This is a genomic window from Pseudomonas sp. NBRC 111138, assembly GCF_001320835.1.
In the GTDB taxonomy this organism is placed as follows: domain Bacteria; phylum Pseudomonadota; class Gammaproteobacteria; order Pseudomonadales; family Pseudomonadaceae; genus Aquipseudomonas; species Aquipseudomonas paracarnis.
Genome location: NZ_BCBO01000035.1, coordinates 24,304 through 49,098, shown reverse-complemented (window position 1 = coordinate 49,098; position 24,795 = coordinate 24,304). Strand labels below are relative to the sequence as shown.

The 24,795-nt window shown below is 62.2% G+C and carries 23 protein-coding genes; 9 read left to right on the top strand and 14 right to left on the bottom strand.

Annotation, left to right across the window (positions count from 1 at the left end; genetic code table 11):
- Positions 1 to 8: 8 nt before the first annotated feature.
- Positions 9 to 572, bottom strand: a complete 564-nt coding sequence (locus APH41_RS07060; protein ID WP_054918192.1) for a cysteine hydrolase family protein — start codon at positions 570 to 572, stop codon at positions 9 to 11.
- Between the two features lie 96 nt (positions 573 to 668).
- Here APH41_RS07060 and APH41_RS07055 point away from each other — a divergent pair, with 96 nt between their 5' ends.
- The 3 genes from APH41_RS07055 to APH41_RS07045 all read left to right on the top strand — a co-directional run bounded on the left by APH41_RS07055 (position 669) and on the right by APH41_RS07045 (position 3,664).
- A complete protein-coding gene (locus APH41_RS07055) occupies positions 669 to 1,640 on the top strand; it encodes a GlxA family transcriptional regulator (RefSeq protein WP_054918190.1) in 972 nt (323 codons plus the stop codon).
- 169 nt (positions 1,641 to 1,809) lie between these two features.
- Positions 1,810 to 2,919, top strand: coding sequence for a DUF3182 family protein (locus APH41_RS07050; RefSeq protein WP_054918189.1), 1,110 nt, complete (start codon positions 1,810 to 1,812; stop codon positions 2,917 to 2,919).
- A complete protein-coding gene (locus APH41_RS07045; RefSeq protein ID WP_019818878.1) occupies positions 2,909 to 3,664 on the top strand; it encodes a S9 family peptidase in 756 nt (251 codons plus the stop codon). Before APH41_RS07050 ends, APH41_RS07045 begins: the two co-directional genes overlap by 11 nt.
- Before the next feature lie 112 nt (positions 3,665 to 3,776).
- On the opposite strand, the gene APH41_RS07040 is transcribed toward APH41_RS07045, so the two are convergent.
- From APH41_RS07040 to APH41_RS07025, 4 genes are read right to left on the bottom strand one after another with little or no spacing between them, the layout of a single operon-like run.
- Positions 3,777 to 4,742: a lysylphosphatidylglycerol synthase domain-containing protein gene (locus APH41_RS07040; RefSeq protein ID WP_054896947.1), complete on the bottom strand. Its 966-nt coding sequence runs from the start codon at positions 4,740 to 4,742 to the stop codon at positions 3,777 to 3,779.
- Entirely contained in the window at positions 4,732 to 5,994 is a 1,263-nt protein-coding gene (clsB, locus tag APH41_RS07035; RefSeq protein ID WP_054918187.1) for a cardiolipin synthase ClsB, read from the bottom strand. Before clsB ends, APH41_RS07040 begins: the two co-directional genes overlap by 11 nt.
- A complete protein-coding gene (locus APH41_RS07030; RefSeq protein ID WP_032895083.1) occupies positions 5,991 to 6,767 on the bottom strand; it encodes an endonuclease/exonuclease/phosphatase family protein in 777 nt (258 codons plus the stop codon). Before APH41_RS07030 ends, clsB begins: the two co-directional genes overlap by 4 nt.
- Positions 6,764 to 7,690 (bottom strand): DUF72 domain-containing protein, encoded by a 927-nt coding sequence (locus APH41_RS07025; protein ID WP_054918185.1) that lies wholly within the window; start codon positions 7,688 to 7,690, stop codon positions 6,764 to 6,766. Before APH41_RS07025 ends, APH41_RS07030 begins: the two co-directional genes overlap by 4 nt.
- Before the next feature lie 188 nt (positions 7,691 to 7,878).
- Between APH41_RS07025 and APH41_RS07020 the strand changes: the two genes are divergently transcribed.
- Positions 7,879 to 9,966, top strand: coding sequence for a mechanosensitive ion channel family protein (locus APH41_RS07020; RefSeq protein ID WP_054918184.1), 2,088 nt, complete (start codon positions 7,879 to 7,881; stop codon positions 9,964 to 9,966).
- 107 nt (positions 9,967 to 10,073) lie between these two features.
- Here APH41_RS07020 and APH41_RS07015 read toward each other — a convergent pair whose 3' ends face one another.
- Positions 10,074 to 14,321 (bottom strand): DEAD/DEAH box helicase, encoded by a 4,248-nt coding sequence (locus tag APH41_RS07015; RefSeq protein ID WP_054918183.1) that lies wholly within the window; start codon positions 14,319 to 14,321, stop codon positions 10,074 to 10,076.
- 166 nt (positions 14,322 to 14,487) lie between these two features.
- Between APH41_RS07015 and APH41_RS07010 the strand changes: the two genes are divergently transcribed.
- Positions 14,488 to 15,372, top strand: coding sequence for a sugar nucleotide-binding protein (locus APH41_RS07010; RefSeq protein WP_054896955.1), 885 nt, complete (start codon positions 14,488 to 14,490; stop codon positions 15,370 to 15,372).
- A gap of 166 nt (positions 15,373 to 15,538) precedes the next feature.
- Here the strand turns inward: APH41_RS07010 and APH41_RS07005 are convergent, their stop codons facing one another.
- The 5 genes from APH41_RS07005 to APH41_RS06985 all read right to left on the bottom strand — a co-directional run bounded on the left by APH41_RS07005 (position 15,539) and on the right by APH41_RS06985 (position 19,635).
- On the bottom strand, positions 15,539 to 16,237 hold the full coding sequence (locus tag APH41_RS07005) for an OmpW family protein (protein WP_014720136.1): 699 nt from the start codon (positions 16,235 to 16,237) through the stop codon (positions 15,539 to 15,541).
- A 139-nt stretch (positions 16,238 to 16,376) separates the two neighbouring features.
- Complete coding sequence (locus tag APH41_RS07000; RefSeq protein WP_034125929.1) at positions 16,377 to 16,898, bottom strand: DUF3299 domain-containing protein; 522 nt, start codon at positions 16,896 to 16,898, stop codon at positions 16,377 to 16,379.
- A gap of 11 nt (positions 16,899 to 16,909) precedes the next feature.
- On the bottom strand, positions 16,910 to 18,175 hold the full coding sequence (locus APH41_RS06995) for an ABC transporter permease (protein ID WP_054918178.1): 1,266 nt from the start codon (positions 18,173 to 18,175) through the stop codon (positions 16,910 to 16,912).
- Position 18,176: 1 nt separating this feature from the next.
- Positions 18,177 to 18,887: an ABC transporter ATP-binding protein gene (locus tag APH41_RS06990; RefSeq protein ID WP_054918175.1), complete on the bottom strand. Its 711-nt coding sequence runs from the start codon at positions 18,885 to 18,887 to the stop codon at positions 18,177 to 18,179.
- 148 nt (positions 18,888 to 19,035) lie between these two features.
- Positions 19,036 to 19,635, bottom strand: a complete 600-nt coding sequence (locus tag APH41_RS06985; protein WP_054896939.1) for a DUF2796 domain-containing protein — start codon at positions 19,633 to 19,635, stop codon at positions 19,036 to 19,038.
- Between the two features lie 129 nt (positions 19,636 to 19,764).
- On the opposite strand from APH41_RS06985, the gene APH41_RS06980 reads away from it, so the two are divergent.
- Positions 19,765 to 20,109, top strand: a complete 345-nt coding sequence (locus APH41_RS06980; protein ID WP_054896938.1) for a hypothetical protein — start codon at positions 19,765 to 19,767, stop codon at positions 20,107 to 20,109.
- Between the two features lie 103 nt (positions 20,110 to 20,212).
- Here the strand turns inward: APH41_RS06980 and trxA are convergent, their stop codons facing one another.
- The 3 genes from trxA to APH41_RS06965 all read right to left on the bottom strand — a co-directional run bounded on the left by trxA (position 20,213) and on the right by APH41_RS06965 (position 22,346).
- Positions 20,213 to 21,085, bottom strand: coding sequence for a thioredoxin (trxA, locus tag APH41_RS06975; protein WP_019818859.1), 873 nt, complete (start codon positions 21,083 to 21,085; stop codon positions 20,213 to 20,215).
- A gap of 152 nt (positions 21,086 to 21,237) precedes the next feature.
- Positions 21,238 to 21,894, bottom strand: coding sequence for a methyltransferase (locus APH41_RS06970; protein ID WP_054918174.1), 657 nt, complete (start codon positions 21,892 to 21,894; stop codon positions 21,238 to 21,240).
- Positions 21,891 to 22,346, bottom strand: a complete 456-nt coding sequence (locus tag APH41_RS06965) for a YbaY family lipoprotein (protein WP_034133864.1) — start codon at positions 22,344 to 22,346, stop codon at positions 21,891 to 21,893. The genes APH41_RS06970 and APH41_RS06965 overlap by 4 nt, the downstream gene beginning before the upstream one ends.
- A gap of 140 nt (positions 22,347 to 22,486) precedes the next feature.
- Here APH41_RS06965 and nrdR point away from each other — a divergent pair, with 140 nt between their 5' ends.
- From nrdR to APH41_RS06950, 3 genes are read left to right on the top strand one after another with little or no spacing between them, the layout of a single operon-like run.
- The gene (nrdR, locus tag APH41_RS06960; protein ID WP_019818855.1) at positions 22,487 to 22,951 is read left to right on the top strand and encodes a transcriptional regulator NrdR; all 465 of its coding nucleotides are present in this window, start codon (positions 22,487 to 22,489) and stop codon (positions 22,949 to 22,951) included.
- On the top strand, positions 22,948 to 24,075 hold the full coding sequence (ribD, locus tag APH41_RS06955) for a bifunctional diaminohydroxyphosphoribosylaminopyrimidine deaminase/5-amino-6-(5-phosphoribosylamino)uracil reductase RibD (protein WP_054918168.1): 1,128 nt from the start codon (positions 22,948 to 22,950) through the stop codon (positions 24,073 to 24,075). Before nrdR ends, ribD begins: the two co-directional genes overlap by 4 nt.
- A gap of 49 nt (positions 24,076 to 24,124) precedes the next feature.
- A complete protein-coding gene (locus APH41_RS06950) occupies positions 24,125 to 24,787 on the top strand; it encodes a riboflavin synthase (RefSeq protein WP_047711880.1) in 663 nt (220 codons plus the stop codon).
- Positions 24,788 to 24,795 lie beyond the last annotated feature (8 nt).

Here is a 24,795-nt window from a genome sequence, read left to right as displayed (position 1 = left end):
GGTGGCGGTCACGCAGCCGCTGCTTGGGCTTTCAGATATTCCTCTGCCGACACTACACCCGCATAGCCAAATGCCAGGGAGGCCATGTACGCCCCGTGCACCTGTGCCGCCGGAATCACCTGGCCGTTGAATTCCTGGTCGCGGGTCGCGCAGGCGTCATGGATCACCGTAACCTTGTAGCCCAAGTCCGCTGCCGCCCGCACCACGGCGTCAACGCACATATGGCTCATGCTACCCACCACCACCACCTCGGTGATGCTGCGCTGTTCCAGCAGTTCGCGCAGGTTGGTTTGGCGAAACGCATTCACGAAGTGTTTGAGCACCACCGGTTCATCGCCCTCGTTGAGCACCTTGGCATGCAAATGCGCGCCTTCGGAGCCCGGTGTGAAGAACGGTGCGTCGTCGCCAGCGAACTCATGCCGTACATGAATCACCGCATCGCCTGCCTGCCGAAACGCCTGGAGCACCTGCGCCGCCTTATCCGCTGCGGCTTCCACGCCGTCGAGCGGCCACTCGCCCTGGGGGAAGTAGTCGTTCTGGATATCGATTAGGATGAGCGCCTGCTTGGCCATGTGTGTTGCCTCGTGATGGGTTGATGGGCCTAGTATCTTAGCTGGCGATCACACCGAGAATTGGCTGCACCGACAATAACAGGGGGAAAACTGACAATGGCCGCGCAACGCAGCACTGTCGAGCTGGGTGTGTTGATCTACCAGGGCGCGCAACTCGCCGCAGTCCACGGGCTGACCGACCTGTTCGGGGTCGCTAACCGCATCGCCGCCGAGCATGAATCTGCGCAGTTACCGCTGCTGCGGGTCAGCCACTGGCAGGTAGATGCCCACGGCACGCCCGCGCGCACGTTCGACAGCCACCCAGGCCCCGAGCAACCGATGATGGCCGTGTTGGTGCCGCCCTCAATTGCAGAGTTCACCGAAGACCAGGCGCCGCCTGCGCTGCTGGAATGGCTGCGCCTGCAACATGCGGGCGGCACCGTGCTGGGCGGCGTGTGCATCGGCTCGATCATGCTGGCGCGCAGCGGCCTGTTGGATGGCCGCAGTGCCACCACCCACTGGTCCTCCGCGAAGTCTTTTGCGGCCTGTTACCCGGCGGTGCGACTGGAAGCGGATAAACCTATTGTCGATGACGGCGACCTGATCACCTCCGCTGGGCTGATGGCCTGGTCGGAGCTGGGCCTGCGCCTGGTCGATCGGCTTATGGGGCCGAGCATTGCAGCTGACACTGCGCGCTTTCTGGTGATCGAGCACAGCGCCAGTGCCAGCCAGTGCGGTAGCAACTTTGCGCCGATTCTCAGGCATGGTGATGGTGCGGTCCTCAAGGTCCAGCATTGGCTGCAGGCCAGTGGCGCGGTGGATGTGTCCGTGGCGGCGATGGCGCAGGAGGCGAACCTGGAGGAGCGCACGTTCTTGCGCCGCTTTCGCAACGCCACCGGGCTGAAACCCACCGAGTACTGTCAGCATCTGCGAGTCGGCAAGGCGCGGCAGATGCTGGAGTTCACCAACGGCACGATCGATCACATTGCCTGGACCGTGGGCTATCAGGACCCCAGCGCCTTTCGCGCCATCTTCAAGAAAATCACCGGCCTGTCCCCCAGCGATTACCGCAACCGCTTCGGGGTTTGAATCGTGCAGAACGCCGCAGGCTTCTCCCCGGGTCGTGCAGAATAAAACAGGCTAACGGCCATCACTTTTTGCGCAACTGATTGATTTAACAGCTCTTCCCTCAAACCCAGCGTTGGCCTGATCCATGCAACCTCACTGCTACACAAAGGTTGATAGAAAAGGGGACCGCATGACCCCCATAAGTCGCAAGAAGTTGGTGGTCGCCCACTCCATGCGAGAGGGTGCGCCCCTGCATGAAATTGAGACCAACCGCGCCCTCGCACGCTGGCTCGCGCAGATCCTGGGGCTCAAGTTCGGTGGCAGTTACGACCCGGCCCTGCATGCGGGTCGGGAATTGTATCTGCTGCCCACGCAAACCCTGGTCGGGCCAGCCCAAGCGCACCAGCTCAATATCAAGGGGCCACAAGATCTGTGGGGCGGCTATGTCGATCACGCGTTCATCTGCACCAAAGCCATCAGTCACGGGCTGCTGAGTCCCGAGGCCAAGGCGCCCGAAGGCTGGTCGCCGTCATTCTGCGAGCGTGTGCGTGACGTGGTGTTGGACGGTGTGAGTGTGTTCGCCCTTGAGGATGCACGGCCTGCCGCGACCCGCTTGCTCTACAGCGGCCCGATTCGTCTGAAACCCGTAAATGCCTGTGCAGGGCGGGGGCAGGAAGTTATCCACAGCCTGGATGAGTTCGACGCGATAGTGGCGCGCCCGGAAGCGGCCCGAATGTTCAATGAAGGTGTGGTGCTGGAACAAGACCTGCACGCGGTGGTCACCCACAGTGTGGGCCAGAGCTTTATCGGCGCTCACCTCTTCAGCTACTGCGGCGAGCAGCACCTGACGCAAGACGGGCAGGGGGAAGAGGTCTACGGCGGTTCCGATCTGCTGGTCGTCCCCGGTGATTACGCTGCCCTGCTCAAACTGGATCTGCCTGAAGACGTGCGTGAGGCCATCGAACAGGCGCTGGTTTTCGACCGTGCTGCGAATGAGGCCTACCCAGGCTTCTTCGCCTCGCGCCGCAACTACGACATCGCCCAAGGCCTGGACAGCACAGGCCAGCGCCGCAGTGGTGTGCTCGAACAATCCTGGCGCATGGGCGGGGCCAGCAGCGCGGAAGTCGCGGCGTTGCAGAGTTTTATCAACCATCCGGGCCTTAAAGCCATCCGTGTGTCCTCGGTAGAAACCTATGTAGACCAGGCGCTGCCGGCGGATGCCATCGAGGTATACCGAGGCCCGGCCGAAAACAGCGACTTTCTACTCAAGTATGTGACGGTCAAGACTTATGACGGCTAGAAGCGAGAGCATCACCATCGATATAGACGACGAACAGATGAGCGGGACGTTCCTCAGTCCCAAGTCCAAAGTGCCCGGCGTATTGTTCGTGCACGGCTGGGGCGGCAGCCAGGAGCGCGACCTGGAGCGGGCCAAAGGCATCGCAGGCCTTGGATGTGTATGCCTGACCTTCGACCTGCGTGGCCATGCTGGCACCGGCATCCCCTTGTCCCGCGTCACCCGCGAAGACAACCTGCGCGACCTGTTGGCCGCTTACGATCGCCTGCTGTCCCACCCGGCTATCGACACCTCGGCGGTGGCAGTGGTGGGCACCAGTTATGGCGGGTACCTCGCGGCGATCCTCACCTCATTGCGCCCGGTACGTTGGCTGGCGCTGCGAGTGCCGGCGCTGTACCGCGACCAGGAATGGCTCAAGCCCAAGCGCGACTTGGATAAAGCCGACCTGATGGATTACCGCGGCACCCTCGTGCACGCCGAAACCAACCGCGCCCTGCATGCCTGCGCGCAATTTACCGGCGATGTGCTGATTGTCGAATCGGAAACCGACGACCATGTGCCCCACGCCACCATCATGAGTTACCGCGCAGCGTGCCAGCAGACCCATTCGCTGACCCACCGCATCATCGACGGCGCCGACCATTCCCTGAGCGACCCGGTGTCGCAGCAGGCGTACACCTCGATCCTGGTGGACTGGATTACCGAGATGGTGGTGGGGGAGCGGTTGAGCATCATTCAGGCCCGATAGTCGTTGCCCTTGTGATCGCTATCGCGGGCAAGCCTGGCACCACCTTGGAATGCATTCCCCTGTGGGAGCCGGGCTTGCCCGCGATAGCGATTCAACAGTCACCACCGCCTCATCAGGCTGTCTTCTTCACTCGCAACGCCTTGGCCTTGGCCTCCACCCCCAAATACATCACCAGTGCAATCAACAACGGGCAGATAAAGTAAATCGCCCGATACGCGATCAGCCCCGCCAGCAAACTCCCCCGCGACGCCTCATGTTGCAACAGCGCAATGAACACCGCCTCCAACACCCCCAACCCGGCGGGGATATGGGTGACCACCCCGGCAATCGCACTGATCAACAGCACGCCCAGCACCAGTGGGTAATCCAGTTTGGCCGGCAGCAAGGTAAAGATCACCGCGGCCATCAATGACCAGTTCAACGCACCCAGGGCCAACTGCAAACAGGCCATGCGCAACGACGGCAAGTTGATCTCGATACCGCGAATCGACCACGCACGCTTTTTCGAAAACCGGCACGCCGCCAGGTAGCCCAGGCTCGCGATCACCAATAACACCCCGACGCCTTGCAAGGCGCCGCTGCTGAGCTTCCAGCCTGGCGGCAGGGTCACCAACCCGCTGCTGAATACCACCCCGGCCAACGCCATATAGCCGAACCAATTGGTGGCCAGGCTCAGGCCGAGGATCTTGGCGATATTGCTGGTGCTCACGCCCAGGCGTGAATACAGCCGATACCGCATGGCGATGCCGCCGACCCAGGCGCTGAGGTTGAGGTTGAACGCGTAGCTGATGATGCCCACCGGTAATATCTGCTTCCAACGCAACGGCTGGCGAATGTAGGTGCGGCCGATCAAATCGAAGCAGGCATAGACGATAAAACTGCACAGCGTCAGCGCGCCGGCGATGAACAATGTGCGTAGCTTGAACTCGCTCAGGGTCTGGAACACTTCGCTCCAGTCGATGCGCCGGGCGAGCAGGGTAAACAACACGATCAGCAGCACGAAGAACGCAATCGTCAGCGGTTTCTTCCAGCGCTTGAACCCAGAGGCTTGCGTTTGGGGGCGGGCTTCAGACGTCATGGGGCGTGGCCTCAAAAGGTTTCAAGCGCGGTTTGTGGGCCGGCAACCAACTGGCCAGTACCGGGAAATGGCGCATCACATGAAACACCAGGAAACCCACGGTCAAGCGCCAGAGCCACAGGCGTGGCTTGCGCTTTTCCGGCATGGTCTGGCAATGATTGTGGGCGAGGGCTTCCAGGCGTTCGTAGAGCTGCTGATTGAAAGCCCGGTCGCGAATCAGCACATTGGCCTCCAGGTTTAATGCCAGGCTGAGTGGGTCCAGGTTGCTCGAACCGACGGTGCTCCATTCGTCATCCACCAGCGCCACCTTGCCGTGCAGTGGGCGTTGGCAGTATTCGTGAATCACCACGCCATCCTTGAGCAGATAGTCATAGAGCATGCGCGCGGCAAGTTTTGCCAACAGCACGTCGGGCTGGCCCTGCATGATCAATTGCACCTGCACGCCACGGCGCGCCGCGTTACGGATCTCGCGAAGCAGGCGATAGCCGGGGAAGAAGTACGCGTTGGCGATCACCACCCGCTGCCGGGCCTGGCTCAACGCATGGATATACGCGTCTTCGATGTCGTCACGATGCTGGATATTGTCGCGGTAGATCAGGCGTACCAGGCCGTCGCCTGGCTCGTTCGTCCAGGGTGAAGGCCGCTGCTGGCGCCGCCGCCAACCGCGACGGCTGCGCACCTGGCGGCCACTTTGGGCAAGGGCGAAATGGTGCAGGTCGGCCACGGCCGGGCCGATCACCTGCACGGCGTAATCCTGCTTGGCTTCGGGGCCGAAATCCGCCAAGTGGTCAGCAGAAAAATTGATCCCGCCGATAAACGCCACGCGGGCATCCACCACCACAATCTTGCGGTGCAGGCGGCGAAACCAGTTAGTGCGTATGCCGAAGGTCTTGGGCGCCGGGTCGAACATTTGCACCATCACCCCGGCTTCGGCCAACTCCCGCAGGAAGCCCGGGCTCAGCTCGCCGCAACCAAAACCGTCGAGGCTGACCACCACCTTTACCCCACGCTTGGCCGCCTCGATGAGGATGCTGTGCAGCTCAAAGCCGACCTTGTCTTCAAAAAGGATGAAGGTCTCCAGCAGGATCTCGCGCTCGGCGCTGCGCAATGCCTCGAACACGGCAGGAAAGTACGCCTCGCCGTTCTCCAGCAACACCACCTGGTTGCCGCTCTGCCAGCCGTAATCCAGATCTCGCGCCTTGCTGTCATCTGGCGGTTGGTCTGTGGCGATATGGTCTACCGCAACGTTCATAGCTCAACCTCCACCGACAGCGGCACATGGTCTGATAAATGGGACCAGGGACGAGTGGTGAGCACGCGAGGGTTGTGCACCGTCAGGTTGCGCACATAAATGCGGTCCAGCGGCAGCAACGGCAGGCGTGCCGGGAAGGTGCGCGCCGGTTTGCCGAGGGTGTGCATGAACACTTCCTGCAGGCCGCTTTGGCTCAGGTCGGCTTTTTGCCGCCAGTCGTTGAAATCGCCAGCGACCACCAACGGCGCATCGGCGGGAATCTCGCTGATACGTTGTTCCAGCAAGCGCAATTGTTGTTGGCGATGCACCTCGCGCAAGCCCAGGTGGATGCAGATCGCGTGCACCTGCTGGCCGCTGCCCGGCAGGCGCAACACGCAATGCAGCAGGCCGCGGTTTTCATGGCCGCTTTGCGAAATATCGAGGTTGTCGTAGCGGATGATCTGGAATTTCGACAGCAGTGCATTGCCATGATCGCCATGGGGGTACACCGCATTGCGCCCATAGGCAAACTGCGGCCAGATGCTGTCGGCGAGGAATTCATACTGCGGCATTTTTGGCCAGTCGCTGTAGCGCTGGGGATGGCGTTCGTGGGTGCCATGGATCTCCTGCAAGAACACCATGTCTGCGCCCACGCTGCGCACCGCTTCACGCAGCTCGGGCAAGATGAAACGGCGATTCAGTGCGGTGAAACCCTTGTGGATATTAACCGTCAGCACCGTGAAACGGGTGATGGCGGTGGTCGGCGGGGTGGGGATTAGCTCTGGATGCGTCATGGCAATACTCCTGGTTCCGGCAGCCGGCCAGGTTCGGTGAGCAGGTGTTGGTCCAGCCCGAAACGTTGCAGCAATTGGCGTGCATCGAAGGGGGCGCGAACTTTGATGTCGTTGTCGAAAAAGCAGAACACATCGCGCTGTTTACGCCTGCGGGGTGTGTGGTGAGGGTCGATTAGGTGTGCATCGGCAGGCTGCTTGCCTTGGGCCCAGCGTTCGATTCGGTCACCCCAGCGCTGGAGCGCTTCGGCGCTATAACCGCTGGCGTATAACTGCTTGTCGCCGTGCAAGCGCAGGTACATGAAGTTAGCGGTCACGTCTTCCATGTACGGCCACTTGCCGGCAGTGTCCGCGACCACCAGCGCCACACCGTGCTTATCCAGCAATTGGATGAACTCCGGCACGGCAAAACTTTTGTTGCGAATCTCCACGGCATGGCGCAAAGGCTTCTTGGCATAGGCCTTCATGCTCGCCTTGCCGTTCAGGCGTGGCTCATGCTGGCGGGCGAGGGCGGCTGCCTGCTGGGTATCGGTAGGTAATTCAGCCAAAAAGGTTTCGAACAGCGTGGCGTCGAATTTGAAGCTGGGCGGAAACTGCCAGAGGATGGGGCCAAGTTTTTCTTTGAGTTCCAGCACGCCGGAAGCGAAGAAATTCGCCATCGGCTTGTGCACGTCCCGCAGGCGCAGGATATGCGTGATGAAACGGGGCGCCTTGACACTGAACAGGAAACCTTCGGGCGTATCGGCATACCACTCGGCGTAGCGCTTGGGGGTTTGCAGCGCGTAGAACGAGCCGTTGATTTCGATGCTGTTGACGGCGCGTGACGCAAACTGCAACTCGCGTTTCTGGGTCAGCCCTTCGGGGTAAAAGTCCCCGCGCCAGGGCGTGTAGCGCCAGCCGGAAATGCCGATGTGAATCGCCGCCATGTTTACTCCCGTGGATGGTGGGTGAGGTGACCTCCGTTATGGGATGACTGCGCTATTTGGCTGAAAGTTTCCACATTCCTACAGGCGGTAATAGGGGTGAAATGCGGGAGGGGCATTGCAAATGCAGGGAACGATAAAGGCCCCAGCTCGTCAGTTCCTTACAGACCCTGCTGAAGGAGCTTGCTGTTTTGCTGAATTTAAAGACTGCATTACTGCTCGGCGCGCTGCTGCTCTGCGGCAATGGCGCATTGCAGGCCGCGGCCTCTGCGCCTGCTGCCGACACACCGGCCAAGCCGGAGCTGCTGGTGGAGGGCGGGTTGCTCGGGGCCATCAGCTCCAGCATCGACGACGTGCAGAACAAGCTCGACCTCGACCAGAACCTCATCGACGCCTGGCGCCTGCGTGCTGATCGCGCCGCAGACGAAGTCGGACGCCTGGTAGACCAGACAGCCGCACGCTCGCCCTGGAGCGTGGCCGGCGATTTCCTGCTGTTGTCCGGCGTGTGGGCCGGTGCCTTTACCCTGTTGACGATGCTTGGGCGTCTGGTTGTGCAACGCACGAGCCGCCGCCCGTTCCTTGCGCGGCGTCAACGGCTGCAAGGCTTGCTGGGCTATGTGGTGCCCTACACGATTCCAGCGCTGATCTGCCTGCCGCTGACGCTTTATGTCAGTCACTTTTTACCTGCGTCTGTCGGCCGAGCCCTGGCACTGTGTTTTGCCTACGCCACCAGCAGTGGCATCTTTTCCACCTCGCTGTTGCTGTGCGTCATTGTCATGTTCAACGTCGGGCACAAGCGGCGTGCCGTGCAGATCATTCGTGACTATTGCCCCAAGCCGCTGTTCCTGATCGGCTTTCTCGCGGCCCTCAGCGATGCGCTGACCAGCCCGCAAATCGCTCGTCAGTTGGGCGGCAATATCACCAGCAGCATCGCCGTGTTTACCGGCCTGTTTGCCGCGGTCATCTTTGGCGTGCTGGTGGTACGCCTGCGGCGGCCGGTGGCCCATTTGATCCGCAACCGGCCACTGGCCCAGCGCCTCAAACATCCAGCATTGCAACAGTCGCTGCGGGTGTTTTCCGGGCTCTGGTACTGGCCGATTCTGTTGATGGTGCTGGTGTCGGTGGTCAACCTGATCGGTGCCGGTGACGACAACCAAGAGGCCCTGCGCTGCGCGCTGCTCACCACTTTGTTACTGATCGGCACGGTGTTTCTCAGCACCGTGCTGCAACACCTGTTCAAGTCCCGCAGCCAGGTATCGATCCAACGCAGCAGTGCCTACAAGGAACGCTTCCTGAGTTTGCTGCACGCGATTTTGCGTATCGCCATGGCCATTGCGTTTATCGAGATACTCGGGCGTATCTGGGGTGTTTCGCTGTTCGAATTCGCCCAGCGCAACTCGGTGGGGCGGGCCATCAGTGACTCCCTCAGCAGCATCGGCCTGATCCTGTTGGTGACCTGGCTGTTCTGGGTGGTGCTCGACACCGCGATCCAGGAAGCCCTCAAACCACCCGTGAATAAGCGCTCCAGTCGCCAGCCCAGTACCCGGGTCAAAACCATCCTGCCGCTGCTGCGCAATGCAGTGAAGATCATCCTGGTGGTGATCTGCGCGATCACCACCATGGCCAATCTGGGCATCAATGTCGCGCCGTTGCTGGCGGGCGCCGGGGTGGTGGGACTGGCGATCGGTTTCGGTTCCCAGCAACTGGTGCAGGACGTGATTACTGGCCTGTTCATCATTATCGAAGACACCCTGTCCATCGGCGATTGGGTGGTGCTCGACTCTGGTCACGCCGGCACCGTGGAGGGCCTGACCATCCGCACCCTGCGCCTGCGTGATGGCAAGGGGTTTGTGCATTCGGTGCCGTTCGGGCAGATCAAGGCGGTCACCAACCAGTCCCGTCAATTCGCCTATGCCTTCTTCTCGGTGCAGTTCACCTACGACACTGACGTGGACAGGGCCGTGGAGCTGATCCGCGAGGCCGGCCAGTCGATTCGCGACGATGTGTTCCTCAAGTACAACCTGCAAGGGCCGTTGGAGGTGTTCGGGGTGGACAAGATGGACCTCAATGGCGTGGTGCTCACGGCGCAGTTCCGCACGGTTTCGGGTGGCCAATACGCTGTCAGCCGTGCGTTTAATCAGCGCTTGAAAAAGCTTGTGGATAACTGTGATGAGGTGCATTTTGCGCAAACTTATCCACAGCAGGTGTTGTTGCCTAAGCGTGTGGCGCAGGAGCATGAGCAGGATGCGGTGTTGACGGAGCAGCCCAGGTCTCAATGATGAAGGTGGCTGTTCTGGCCCCATCGGGAGCAAGCCCCTCCCACATTGAGATTTGTGAACACGTTTCAAGTGTGGGAGGGGGCTTGCTCCCGATGAGGCCCTCAAGGTCAGCGCCTGATCAACTTCTCCTGCACCGCTTGCTGATCCATCTCCAACAAAACCTGCTGCTTGCCCCCTACCATCACCGCCGCCGGCACCCCATCACGGTACACAACCCGATTACCGCTTACCGCTGGCACCTTGGCTCCCGGTAACAGCGTGCCGACAAGATTCAACGGATCCGCCCCACACACCGCAATTAAACTCCCATCATGGGGCCGCCGCCGCACCTCGCGCAGCAACGGTATCGCCTCCGGCAATGCAAACTGCTCTCCCGCCAACCCACTGACAAACCGCCCGCCACGGATCTCGCCTCGCGCCTCCAACCGATGGAAGGTGCGCAGCAACTCGCGCCAACTCGGTAACCAATCCGCCTCGCGCTCCAGCAGCCGCCAGAACACCACGCCATAGCGGCGCAGCAGGGTCATCGCCACATGCTCCAGGGTCTCGGCCGTATGCGCGCCGGCGGCGGTCGCCGAGCGGCGAACCAAGGCCCAACGCCCGGCGTCGTCCATACCGCCGACAAACGCCCCGCGCCCACGTCGACTGCTGCGCGCCTGGCGTTTGCTCGCGGGGGTGGTCAAGGCGCGCAGGCCGGCGAAGCTGTCAGCATTCACCAAGCCGGCGCCTACCAATTCCTGCAAGGCTGTCTCCAACTCGCTGGGCAGCAAATGGGCCTCGTGTACCAGTTCATCGAAAAACAGCGCGCCATGCTCGCGCAGGGCCAGGTGGACCTTCTGCGTCTTGGGCGACAACGTGGTGCTGTCGGTAGGCTCGGTCAGCCCGCTCCACAACGCTACCTGGCTACGGGGGAGCAAAACCACCGGGGTGCTGCGCAATGCCATGGCGCCGGCCTTGTTGCTCAGGCGCGTCCAGACCAGCTTGCCGCTGCGGCACAGGTCATCGAGCCAGGTCGATGAGTAATCCTTGATGCGGGCGCTGAGCAGGTCTGTGTCCCAGGCTGACGTGGCAGCGGCATAGCCTTCGAACTGGCCGACGATTTGCGGCAACACGGCGCTGCCCTGGCCGCGGGTGCTGTGGGACAGGTGTTGCCAATCGAACAGAAAGCGCATGAAATCCTGCAATGCCACCGGCTCGATTTCCCGGCGCAGGCGCTTGACCGTGTAGCGATGAATGCGCGCCAGCAAATGACGTTCGCACCATTGTTCTTCACCCACGCCGGGGCTGAAGTGACCGCGCAGCACGTAGCCTTCTTGTTCCAGGCGTGCCAGGGCCTGGGTAAGCGCCACCACCGGTAATGCCAGGGGCGCTGCGATCTCGACCAGGGTCAGTGGGCCAAAACCACTGAGGCGCGCACGTAGCACTTCCACCAGCGCTTCATCAAAGGACCAGGGCTCATCGAACCCCGGCAGCAACGGCAGATCGTTGGGATACAGCGCCTGCAAACAATTCAAGCGCTCTACGGCGCCCCACATTCCATTGGGCAACTGATAGGCCCGCCCGGCCTTGCGCAAGGCCTGCAACCATTGGGCCCATTGCGGCGTAACTTCGCCCGCTGCGATGCACGCCAGGCTCATCAACGCTTCATGCATTTCATCCAGGCCATTGGGCGCCGGCCAGGCTTCTTCGCGTACACCGGCGATGGCGTCGGCATCCAGGGCGCCCAAGTCGTCGGTGCTCTGCGGGTCGCTCCAGCGTCGGTTGAGCACGGCCTGGGTGCGGCGCTCTTCCAGGGGGGCGTCGTCGAGGAAGGTATAGGGTTTAGCGCTGAGGATTTCTGCGGCCATGGGCGAGGGCGCGGGCAGGTCGCGGCTGATCAACCGCACGTCGCCGCGTTCCATGCGCCGCAGCAGCGCCAGCCAGGCGTCGCTGTCCATGGCCTCGTGCAGGCAGTCGTCGAGGGTTTGCTCCACCAGCGGGTGGTTGGGGATTTCGCGTTCGCCGGAGAGGTTTTCCAGGCAGGCGATCTGGTCGGGAAATACGCTGGCGATCAGGTCTTCGCTCTTCATGCGCTGGATCTGCGGCGCCACCTTGCGCCCGCCGGTATAACGCGGCAGCGCCAGGGCCACGCCGGCATTCCAGCGCCAGCGCACACCGAACAGTGGCGCATCCAGCACGGCCTGGATCAGGATGTGCTCGGCACTGTTGCTGTTGAGGTAACGCCACACCTCATCCAGCGCGAAGCTGTGACTGGTGGACAACGACAGCACGATGGCATTTTCACTGGCCGCCGCTTGCAACTCGAAATTGAAGGTACGGCAAAAGCGCTTGCGCAAGGCCAGGCCCCAGGCGCGGTTGATGCGGCTGCCAAACGGCGTGTGGATGATCAGTTGGGTGCCGCCGGACGCATCGAAAAACCGTTCCATGATCAATGTGTCCTGGGACGGCAAGGCGCTCAGGGCCTGGCGCGACCGGGCGAGGTAATCCAACAGTTGGTCGGCGCTGGCGACATTGAGACCCAGGGTGCCGGTAAGCCAGTCGAGGGCCGGTTGCAGGTCGCCGGGCGTGGCGCCGAGCAAGCTGTCCAATTGCCCTTGCAAGCGGGCCACGGCCACCGATAACTCGTTGCTGCGCCCGGGCGCTTCACCCAACCAGAACGGAATGGTCGGGGGTTGGCCCTGGGCGTCTTCGACCCGCACCTTGCCGGCTTCGACACGCAGGATGCGATAGGAGGTATTGCCGAGCTGGAAGATATCCCCGGCGATGCTTTCCACCGCAAAGTCTTCGTTGACGCTGCCGATATTCAGGCTTTGCGGCTCCAGCAACACGCTGTAGTCGGCGTTGTCGGGGATCGTGCCGCCGCTGGTTACCGCCGTGAGCCTGGCGCCACGGCGGCCACGCAGGGTGTGGGCCACAGCGTCGCGGTGCAGGTAGGCGCTGCGCATGCCCTGGCGGCCGTTGTAGCCCTCGCTGAGCATCTGCAAAAGGGCCTGGTAGTGGCGTTCATCCAGTTCGGCGTAAGGCGCGGCGCGGTGGATAAGCGCCAGCAGCGCCTGTTCCGGCCATTCCTGGGCGCTGACCTCGGCGATGATCTGCTGGGCCAGTACATCGAGCGGTGCCACCGGAATATGCAAGGTATCCAGCTCGCCACGGCGCACGCAGTCGAGCAGCACGGCGCACTCGATCAGGTCGTCGCGGGTGGTGGCAAACAGGCGCCCCTTGGGCGTGCCACCGACCTGGTGCCCGGAACGGCCGACCCGTTGCAGGAAGCCGTTGATGGAACCGGGTGAGCCGATCTGGCACACCAGGTCCACTTCGCCGATATCAATCCCCAGCTCCAGGGACGCCGTGGCGATCAACACTTGCAGTTCGCCGGCCTTGAGGCGCTGTTCGGCATCCAGGCGCATCTCCTTGGCCAGACTGCCGTGGTGAGCGGCCACGGCGGTCTTGCCCAGGCGCTCGCTCAAGTGCCGGGCCAGGCGTTCGGCCAGGCGTCGGGTGTTGACGAATACCAGGGTGGTGCGGTGTTCACGGGCCAATTGCGCGAGGCGATCGTAGACCAACTCCCACACGTCGTTGGCCATCACCGCCGAGAGCGGCACCAGCGGCACTTCGATCGCCAGGTCACGGGGGCGGGCGTGGCCGATATCCACAATGGCGCAATCACGTTCGGTGCCAACTAAAAAGCGTGCGACGGCTTCGATGGGTTTTTGCGTGGCCGACAAGCCGATACGGGTCAATGGCTCGGCACACAGCCCTTGCAGGCGCTCCAGGCTCAAGGCCAAGTGGCTGCCGCGCTTGCCAGCGGCGATGGCGTGGATCTCATCGACGATCACCGTACGTGTGCTGGCGAGCATGTGCCGGCCGGAATCCGAGCCAAGCAGCACGTAGAGCGATTCAGGAGTGGTTACCAGGATATGCGGTGCGCGTTTGCGCATCTGGGCGCGGTCTTTTTGCGGGGTGTCGCCGGTGCGCACAGCGGTGCGGATTACCAGCGGCGGCAGCCCCCGCTTCTCTAGATGTTCGGTAATGCCGGCCAGCGGGTTTTGCAGGTTGATCTGGATATCGTTGGATAGCGCCTTGAGCGGCGACACATACACCACCAGGGTTTGGTCCGGCAGTTCGCCGCCGTTGGCCAGGCCTTGGTGCACCAGGTCGTCCAGCACCGCCAGAAAGGCCGTCAGCGTCTTGCCGGAGCCGGTGGGCGCGGCGATCAGCGTCGAGCGGCGCTGGCGGATCAACGGCCACGCCTGGGCCTGGGCGTTGGTCACCGAAGGAAAGGTACTACGGAACCAAGTGCTGACGGCGGGGTGAAAGCCGTGCAAACCCTTGTCCGTTGATTCGGGAAGGTTCATTCACCCTATATGCAACCGGCGGGGCCAAGTTGCAACCCCGCACTTTATCCGTGACGGTTGCGCTACAAACCCGCAAAATGCAACGATTCTGGCAACTACCTACGGCAAGGCGCACATGCCTGTCGATAATAACCATCGTTCCAAACAGACCGGGCCTGCTCAATCTATGCGAATGCGCCTTATGTTACTGGGCGGCGGGAATGCCCTCGGGCAGGCGCTGATTCGCCTCGGTGCGGAGGAAGACATCGGTTTCCTCGCCCCCAAACCGCCCCAAGACGGCTGGGATGCCGCAAGCCTCACCCAATTGCTCGACGACACCCGTCCCGATGCCTTGATCAACCTCGCCTACTATTTCGACTGGTTCCAGGCCGAAGCCGTGAGCGAAACCCGCTTGGCCGCCCAGGAGTTCGCCATCGAACGCCTGGCCGAGCTGTGCCAGCATCACAGCATCACCCTGCTGCAACCGTCCAGCTACCGCGTATTCGATGGCTCCCGCGCCACGGCCTACAGCGAGAAAGACGAGCCGGTGCCCCTGGGCCTGCGCGGCCAGGCGTTGTGGCGTATCGAACAAAGCGTGCGCGCTACGTGCCCGCAGCATGTGCTGCTGCGGTTTGGCTGGTTGCTCGATGACAGCGTCGACGGCACGCTCGGGCGCTTCCTGGCCCGGGCCGAGAACGCCGACGAGCTACTGATGGCCGACGACCGCCGGGGCAACCCGACGCCGGTGGACGATGCGGCGCGGGTGATCATCTCGGTGCTCAAGCAACTCGATTGCGCTGCGCCGCTATGGGGCACCTACCACTACGCCGGCCACGAGGCGACTACCCCGTTGGCGCTGGGGCAGGCGATTCTGACTGAAGCGCGCAACTTCCATCCGCTGGCCATCGAGTCCCCCACCGCCCAGGCTCACGCAGCGCGGCCGGATGCGGCGGATGAACCGCAGCATGCGGTGTTGGCCTGCAAGAAAATCCTCCACACCTTCGGCATCAAGCCCAGGGCATGGCGGGCAGGCTTGCCGGCGCTTCTGGATCGCTTCTACCGCCATAGCTGACACCCTCAAAACCAAAATGTGGGAGGGGACATATGTGGGAGCTGGCTTGCCTGCGATAGCATCACCTGGGTATCACTGATACACCGTGGTGTCTGCATCGCGGGCAAGCCCGGCTCCCACATAAGCCCCCTCCCACATGGGTTATGCGGTGTGGCTTAAACCGAACTCAGAACTTGTAGCCGATACCCACCATGTAAACCATCGGGTCTACATCCACATTGACCTTGGCCCGAGTGCCCTGGCCCAGCGCGTTGTTATCCACAGTCGCTTTGGTGCTGATGTCGATGTAGCGCGCCTGGGCGTTGATCATCCACTTGTCGTTGATCATGTAGTCGGCGCCGATCTGTGCAGCCCAGCCCCAGGAGTTCTCGGCCTTGAAGTTGCTGAAACCAGCCTGTTCGGCGCGGCTGCCCACGTGCTCGTCGTAGATCCAGGTGTAGTTGATACCGGCGCCCACATACGGTTGGAACGCGGATTTGTGATCCAGCGGGTAGTACACGACGCTCAAGGTCGGCGGCAGGTGCTTCAGCGTGCCGAGCTTGCCATTGGCGGCGCCCAGGGCGGTGTTCTTGATCTTCACGTCATGCTCGAACGGCGTGGCCGCGAGCAATTCGATGCCGACGTGGTCGGTGATCATGTAGGCGAAGTTCAAGCCCAGTTGGGTGTCGCTGCTCATGGTCGCCTTGCCGCCCAGATTGGTGCCGGCCAATGGGCCCTGGTCAACCTTGACGCTGCTGCTGTCGGCCTTCGGGTTCACGGTAATTGCACCGGCGCGAACCAGAATATCGCCCGCCTGGTGAGCGTGAGCGACGGGGGCGACGAGGGCGAGCGCGAAGAGGGACGCGCCGAGCAGAGACTTGTTCATGGGAGCTCCAAAGGACGTTTAAAAGTTGTACGTCCAATGGTAAAGATCGTTCCGTACGGTCTTTTGACTCAGCTCAATGAAAGGGTGATCAGTCACTTGCGCCACTGATCTAAACCTGTGGGAGCTTCGGTGTGTGGAGTTATTCCTCAAGCTCGTACATGTAAATCTTCTGTGCATCCATCTGGTAGCCAGCGTCCGCCAACTCGCTGGACGATGGCTTGACCTGCATCGCACCCTCGATCCAGTACGGTTGATACAGCTCATCGAGCTTCACCCCGACTTCACTTTTAACATGCACGATCTGGTTCGATGGCGGTGGGGGCACGTGTATGCATGCGCCGAAATACGGCACCAGCAGAAACTCCGTGGTGCGGCCTTCTTCGCTGACTTCCAGAGGCACGATATACCCCGGCAGGCGAATGTGCTGGCCGTCCAGGCTCTGTACCACTGGCGCGTTAGGCATGTCCTGCTTGGCCGCCGGCGCGGCTTCGACGGACAAGGCATCGGCCATGTTCGACAGGTCGTGCAGCGGCTTCATATTGGGCACTTCAGGTGGCGCATCCGGCGGGATCATCTCCTGCCAGGACAGATCCTTGGGCTGTTCCTGCGCCCAGGCAGGCACGGCCATCAACAACAACAGGGCAAACAGGGCACGACGCATCGAAGCCTTCCTCATAAACGGATGGACAGGCCATCGGCCAAAGATTGGCGGTAGGCGCGCCACGCGGGCACGCTGCCCATCAACAGGGCGGCTGCCAGGATACCGGCGAGCAACGTCCATTCATATTCGCTCGGCCACGACATCGGCAGGTCCAGACCGTAGTTGGCCTGCAAATAACCCCGCGAGGCGGCGATGCACAGGTACAGCAACCCCAGGCCCGCCATCACGCCAGACAAGGCCAAGGCGAAGGCTTCGAAGATCAGCAGCGTTGCGATGTGCCAAGGCCGCGCGCCCACCGACCGCAGGATCGCCATCTCGCGGCGGCGCTCGTTAAGGCTGGTGAGGATCGCCGTGAGCATGCCGATCAAGCCGGTCAGCACCACGAACAGCGAGATCACAAACAAGGCTTTTTCGGCAGTGCCCATCATGCTCCAGAGTTCTTGCAGCGCGACACCGGGCAGGATCGCCAGCATTGGCTCGCCACGGAATTCATTGATCTCCCGTTGCAAGGCGAAGGTGGAAATCTTGTTGTTCAGGCCGAGCATGAACGCGGTAATGGCTTGCGGCGTCAGGTCCATATTGCGCGCCTGGTCGGCACTGATGCGGCCTTTGCCCTGGGCCGGCACGCCGTTGTGCCAGTCGATATGGATCGCTTCCATGCCGCCGAGGCTGATATGCAACGTGCGGTCCACCGGCGTGCCGGTACGCTTGAGAATGCCCACCACCGTAAACGGCTTGTCGTCATGCTTGACCAGGCTGACCACCGCCACGCCGTGGGCCAGCACCAGCTTGTCACCGAGTTTGTAATGCAGGGCGTCGGCCACTTCGGCGCCGAGCACCACTTCGAATGGGTCGGTGGCGAAGGCGCGGCCGCTGGCCAGCGCGAGGTTTTGCTTACGCCCGTACTGGTAGTGCTCGAAATAGGATTCGTTGGTGCCCATCACCCGGTAGCCGCGATGGGAGTCGCCGAGGGAAATGGGAATCGCCCATTTCACTTGAGGGCTGGCGGCGAAGTGCTCGTAGCTGTCCCAACGGATGTTGTTGGTAGCGTTGCCGATGCGGAACACCGAGTACAGCAGCAGGTTGACCGAGCCGGAGCGGGCACCGACGATCAGGTCGGTGCCGCTGATGGTGCTGGCGAAACTGTTGCGCGCCTCGACGCGCACACGCTCCACCGCGAGCAGCAAGCAGACGGAAAGCGCGATGGCAAACGCAGTGAGGATCGCGGTGAAGCGGCGGTTAGCCAGGCTGGCCATGGCTAGACGGAACAGATACATCTCAAACCTCTGCGGGCATGGCGGCGCGATTGAGTTCGGCCAGCGACAGGTTGCGGTCGAACAGCGACGCCAGGCTCTGGTCATGGCTGACAAACAACAGGCTGGCGCCCGCTTCGCGGCATTCTGCGAACAGCAACTGCAGGAAGGCTTCGCGGGCGTCGGAGTCCAGGGCCGAGGTGGGTTCGTCGGCAATCACCAGTTCTGGCTGGCCGATCAGCGCTCGGGCAGCGGCCACCCTTTGTTGCTGGCCAATGGACAGCGAATCGGCGCGGCGTTCCAGCAGGCTCGGGTCCTTCAAACCCAAGTGCGCTAGCAAGGCCGAGGCGGCCTGGTCGACACTGCCGTGGCGCTGTTTGGCCCGTTGTGCGCGAAGCTTGGAAAAGTGGCAAGGCAGCTCGACGTTTTCGCGTACCGACAGAAACGGCAGCAAGTTGAACTGCTGGAAGATATAACCGGTGTGGTCCACACGGAAACGGTCACGAGCGCCGGCCGAGAGTTCGGTCAACTCCTGGCCGAGCAGGCGGATGCTGCCCTGGCTGGGTTTCTGCACGCCTCCCAACAGCCCGAGCAGAGTGGTCTTGCCACTGCCGCTCGGGCCCTTGAGGAACACGGTTTCCCCGGGTTCCAGGCGGAACGCGGGAATGTCCAGCAACTGCGGGTGACCGGGCCAGTTGAAGCCCAGGTCGGACAGTTCGATTAACGCTTGAGTCATGGGAAGTCAGTGTCGCCTGGTAGTCGAAAATGGCGCCGATCCACTGTGGGAGCTGGCTTGCCCGCGATGGCATCGCTACGGTGTGCCTGCTGCACCGCATCGCCTGTATCGCAGGCAAGCCAGCTCCCACAGGGACTGTGCTTTCAAGTCAGAACTTCAGGGTGGCGGCGGTGGCCGTCGCTTCAACACCTTGCTGACCGCTAGGGCCGATCAGTTGTACCTGAATTTTCTGCGTGGCGGGGAAGGTCTTGAACACTTGGCTCAAGTCCAGGTTGCCCAGGGCCGCCGGCGTGGCGCAGGTGAACTGGTAATGGGCGTGGATTTCACTGTGGTCGTGATCATGCTTGTGGGCGGCTGCGCCCTTGCCATCGGTGGCGTGGTCATCGTCGTCATGCTCGGCTTCTGGTTTGTCACCGAACAACGGGCTGTTGAGTTCCTGGCTGCTGACCACGCAACCTGCGGCCTTGGGCAGGTTGAACAGTGCCGATGGATTTTCCAGCTGCTTGCGTACGGCGGCGACCTTGGCTTTGTCGGCGGCGCTGGTGGCGGCATGTTCGAAACCCACCAGGTTCATGGCCGGGCTGTCCAGTTCCAGCTCCAGGGCCTGGCCGTCCAGTACGGCATTCAGGCGCCCGACGCCATGTTCATGGGCGCCGAGGCTGCCGTGCTCGTGGTCGTGGTCTTCGTGAGCATGAGCGACAGCCAGTGGCAGCAGGGCAAACGGCAAAGCAAGCAGCAAACGGCGCATGAGAGGGCTCCAGGATGAAAGTTTTGTTATGTGATCTTATAACAATTGATCCGAGAGTTTGACCGCCCGCTTGGTGTTGCGCAAGCTGCATGGGAGCATGCCCGTCAGAAAAATGCAGGAGTAAGGACGATGTTGCGAATTCGTGGAACCATCGGTGAGTTGCCGGTGGACTTGACCCTGGAGCTGGACGACGGCGATTGGGCGCGATTAGGCGCTCAACTGCAGGCCGCTCCAACGCCCAGCGCACCGGCTGCGGCGCCGGTCAAACAGAACGAAGACCTGTGGCAGAACGCCCAGGATTTGCTACGCAAGGCCGGGCAACTCAATGGCCTGGAATTGCTCGACCAACTCGAAGGCTTGGCTGGCGATGCCGGGGCGGGCAAGCGCCTGTTGGTGCGTCTGCGCCACAGCGCGAACGTGAAGGTGGCCAGCGGCGGCGACACACCGCTCTACACATGGATTGGCCCTTTGTAGGAGCGAGCTCGCTCGCGAAAAAACCTCAGGCTCCGCGTTCATTCAGGATGCCCGCGTTATCGTTGTCGTTTTTCGCGAGCAAGCTCGCTCCTACAAGGTTGGGTTAATACAACGCGGCAAACAACTTGCGGCGGTACACCGTGACCAGCGGGTGATCATTGCCCAGCAATTCGAACACCTGCAGCAAGGTCTTGTGGGGCAGGCCTTCGCTGTAGCTGCGGTTGCGGATAAACAACTTGAGCAAACCTTCCAGCGCCGCGTCGTATTGCTGGCGCGCCAGTTGCTGGATCGCCAACTGATAGGCCGCTTCGTCATCCTGGGGGTTTTGCGCCAGGCGGCTTTTCAGCTCGGCAGCGTCCGGCAAATCCGCAGCCTGGCGAAGGAAGGTGATTTGCGCCTTGGCCCCGGCCAGGGCGGCCTTGTGGTCGTCGCTCTTGACCGCGTCGAGCACGGCCTGGGCTTCACCCAATTCACCGCGTTCGGCCAGGCAGCGTGCATACAGGATCAAAGCGGCGGCGTTGGTATTGTCCTCGCCCAATAATTGCACCAGCAACGCTTCGGCCTCGCTGATACGCCCTTCGCTGAACAGCGCCTGAGCCTGCTCCAACGGGTCCGCCGCAGCCGGCGGTGGCATTTGCACATGGGGCTCCAGCATCGCCCGCACTGCCGACTCCGGCTGTGCACCGGCAAAACCGTCCACCGGTTGGCCATCCTTGAACAGCACCACCGTCGGCAGGCTTTGAATGCCAAAACGCGCCACGATGTCCTGTTCGGCTTCGCAGTCGATCTTGGCCAGCAGCAACTCACCCTGATAACTCTCGGCAATCTTCGCCAGCATTGGCATCAGTGCTTTGCAGGGTGCGCACCACTCGGCCCAGAAATCGACCAATACGGGCTTTTCAAAGGAGTTCTGGATAACGGCCTGGTCGAAGTTGGCGGTGGTGACGTCGAAGATGTACGGCGTGGGCTCACTCATGGGGCGTCTCGAATAAAGCGGGAATGGGGGCAACTATAAGGGCTGGCGAGGTTGGCTGAAAGCATCCTGGATTCAAGACCGCTATCGCAGGCAAACCCGCTCTCACCTTTGAAATGCATTCCTCTGTGTGTGCGGGCTTGCCCGCGATGGCCTCAAGCGCGCCGCGAATGGTACAGGCTCACCTTGCGAAACTCCCAAGGCTCGGCCAGGTCCGGCAGGGTCAAGGCTTCGAGGATCTCCAGCCGCTGGTAATCCGGATGCTGGAAGTCCCGTACCCGCGAATCCGCCACCAGCGCTTCGCGGCCGCGGGTGAGGAACTGATCCAGCAACGGCAGGTTGGCGCGGTCGTAGAGCACGTCGGCCACCAGGATCAGGTCGAAGCGGTCGGCTTCGGCAAAAAAGTCTGCCGAATAACTCAATGACACCTGGTTGAGCTCGGCATTCGCACGGCAAGCGGCCAAGGCCAGTGGGTCCAGGTCGCAGGCCACCACCTCCAGGGCCCCAGCCTTGACGGCGGCGATCCCGGCTACTCCCGAACCTGCGCCGAAATCCAGCACGCGTTTGCCGGCGACCCACTCGGGATGCGCCACCAGGTAGCGGGCCAACGCCAGGCCGCTGGCCCAGCAAAAGCTCCAGTAGGGCGGCTCATGCAGGATGCGCCGGGTTTCTTCCTGGCTGAAGGCGCGGTCCATGTTGTCGGCGTCCAGCAGCCACAGCGATAATTCGGTGCCCGGCAGTGGGCAGGGCACTAATTGCGCGTCGCCGATCAGTTCGCTCAAGGCACGCTGCAGGTGCAGCGGTGGTGTCATGGTGCCTTGACGAGTTGCAAGGGGCCGGTGCTCTGGGTGATCGCCTGGGTGACGCGCACGGCAGGCAGATGCAGGATCAACTGGCCGGACTGGCTGGCGCGGCCGCGCAATTCCACGCGGGCACCGGCCGGGAAGGCTTCAGGGTTGAAGCGCAGGCGGAAGGCCAAAGGCTTGCCGTTGCCGCTCAGTACGCTGCTGGCGAGCAGTTGCTGCGGGCGCGAACGCTCGTCGATCACCAAGAGCGCCATCTCGACTTCGGCACCGGCGGGCACGTTGGTCAGGCTGCCGCTGATTTCGCGCTGATAGGCGGGCAGGGGGCCGAGGTCTTCAATGCCCGGGACTTTTTTCTCTTGCGCGGGTGTCGGTTGAGGCGCGGCCGGCTTGGGGGCTTCGCTGCTGCAGGCGACCAGAAAACTGAACAGGCTGAGTAGAACGAGTGGTCGTAACTGCATGTACGGCTCCAGAAAGGACAAAATCCGTGGCTTAAAAAATATCAAACATATAAGCCTGCCTATATACCGTAAAGGCTATGGCTTGTCTTGCCACAGGGATGCGCTACCATGGCCCTCCCATTTTTTGTTGCCTGCCAACCATGCACTGTCCCTTCTGCGGTGCCAACGACACCAAGGTCATCGACTCGCGTCTGGTCGCCGAGGGCGACCAAGTGCGTCGCCGGCGCGAATGCCTGGCCTGTGGTGAACGTTTCACCACCTTCGAAACCGCCGAACTGGTGTTGCCGCGTCTGATCAAGTCCGACGGCAGCCGCCAGCCTTTCGACGAAGAAAAACTGCGCGCCGGTATGCAGCGCGCCCTGGAAAAACGCCCGGTGAGTGTCGAGCGCCTGGAAGCGGCGCTGGTGCATATCAAGCACAAGCTGCGGGCGACCGGCGAGCGCGAGGTCAAGAGCCTGGTGGTCGGCGAGTTGGTGATGGGCGAGCTGCAAAAGCTCGACGAAGTCGCCTATATCCGTTTTGCCTCGGTGTATCGACGCTTCCAGGACCTCAATGAGTTCCGCGAAGAGATCGACCGCCTGGCCCGTGAGCCCTCCAAACAATGACATCTGAACAGGCTGTGCTTGACGCCCACTACATGTCCCGGGCCCTCGAATTGGCGCGCAAGGGCCTGTACACCACCCACCCCAACCCGCGGGTTGGCTGCGTGATAGTGCGTGATGGGCAGATTGTCGGCGAAGGCTGGCATGAGCGCACCGGCGAGCCCCATGCCGAGCCCAATGCCCTGCGCGCCGCTGGCGACAAGGCCCGTGGCGCGACGGTATACGTGACCCTTGAACCGTGCAGCCATCATGGCCGTACGCCGCCCTGTGCCGATGCGCTGGTGACCGCCGGCGTCGCGCGGGTGGTGGCTGGCATGCAGGACCCGAACCCCGAAGTGGCTGGCCGAGGCATGCAACGCCTGGCCCAGGCCGGTATCGAGGTTCGTAGTGGTGTGTTGGAAACCGAAGCGCGGGCGCTTAACCCCGGCTTCCTCAAGCGCATGGAGCACGGCCTGCCGTTTGTGCGGGTCAAGCTGGCGATGAGCCTGGACGGCCGCACGGCGATGGCCAGCGGCGAAAGCCAATGGATCACCGGCCCCGCCGCCCGTGCTGCGGTGCAACGCTTGCGTGCCGAGGCCAGTGTGGTGTTGACCGGTGCCGACACGGTACTGGCCGACGGTGCCCGCTTGACCGTACGCGCCGCCGAACTGGGCCTGGACGACGCAACCACCGCCCTGGCCATGTCGCGCCCGCCGTTGCGCGTGCTGATCGATGGCCGCCTGCGGGTGCCGCTCAACGCACCGTTCTTCAAGGCCGGCCCGGCATTGGTCATCACCTGCGTGACTCCGGAGAACCAGTTCCCCCGGGGCCCTGAGTGCCTTGTGGTTCCAGGTGTGGAGGGCCAGGTTGACCTGCGCTCGGCATTGGTCGCCCTGGCCGCCCGTGGCGTCAACGATGTGTTGGTGGAAGCCGGCCCAAGCCTGGCTGGCGCGTTTGCCCAACAAGGCCTGGTGGATGAATACGTGATATTCATCGCCGGCAAGTTCCTCGGCTCCGCTGCCCGCCCGTTGCTGGACTGGCCGCTTGATAAGTTGGCCGATGCTCCCCAACTCAAGATCACCGAAATGCGCGCTGTGGGCGACGACTGGCGAGTCACTGCCATCCCCATCCCAGCAGTGAGCGTATAATTCCCGGCCTGCGCTTGAGCGTCAGCCCCCTCGTTTTCAGGAGAACGAAATGTTCACCGGCATTATCGAATCCATCGGCAGCATCCGTGCAATGACCCCCAAAGGCGGGGATGTCCGCCTGCTGGTTGAAACCGGCAAGCTGGACCTCGGCGACGTCAAGCTGGGCGACAGTATCGCCGTCAGCGGCGTGTGCCTGACCGTCATCGAGCTGCCGGGCAACGGCTTTGCTGCCGATGTCAGCCGGGAAACCCTGGACTGCACCGCGATGAACGATCTTGCGGCCGGCAGCCCGGTCAACCTGGAAAAAGCCCTGACGCCCACCACACGCCTGGGCGGTCACCTGGTCAGCGGCCACGTCGACGGTGTCGGCGAAGTGGTGGCCCGCAGCGAAAACGCCCGCGCCGTGGAATTCCGTATCCGCGCGCCAAAAGAGCTGGCCAAGTACATCGCCCACAAAGGCTCGATCACCGTCGATGGCACCAGCCTGACCGTGAACGCCGTGAATGGCGCCGAATTTGAACTGACCATCATTCCCCACACCCTCAGCGAAACCATCATGGCCTCGTACCAGCCGGGTCGCCGGGTGAACCTGGAAGTGGACTTGCTTGCCCGTTACCTGGAGCGCCTGTTGTTGGGCGAAAAGGCCGCAGAGCCTGCAGCCGGTAACATCACCGAAAGTTTTCTGGCCGCTAACGGCTACCTGAAATCCTGACCAAGGGG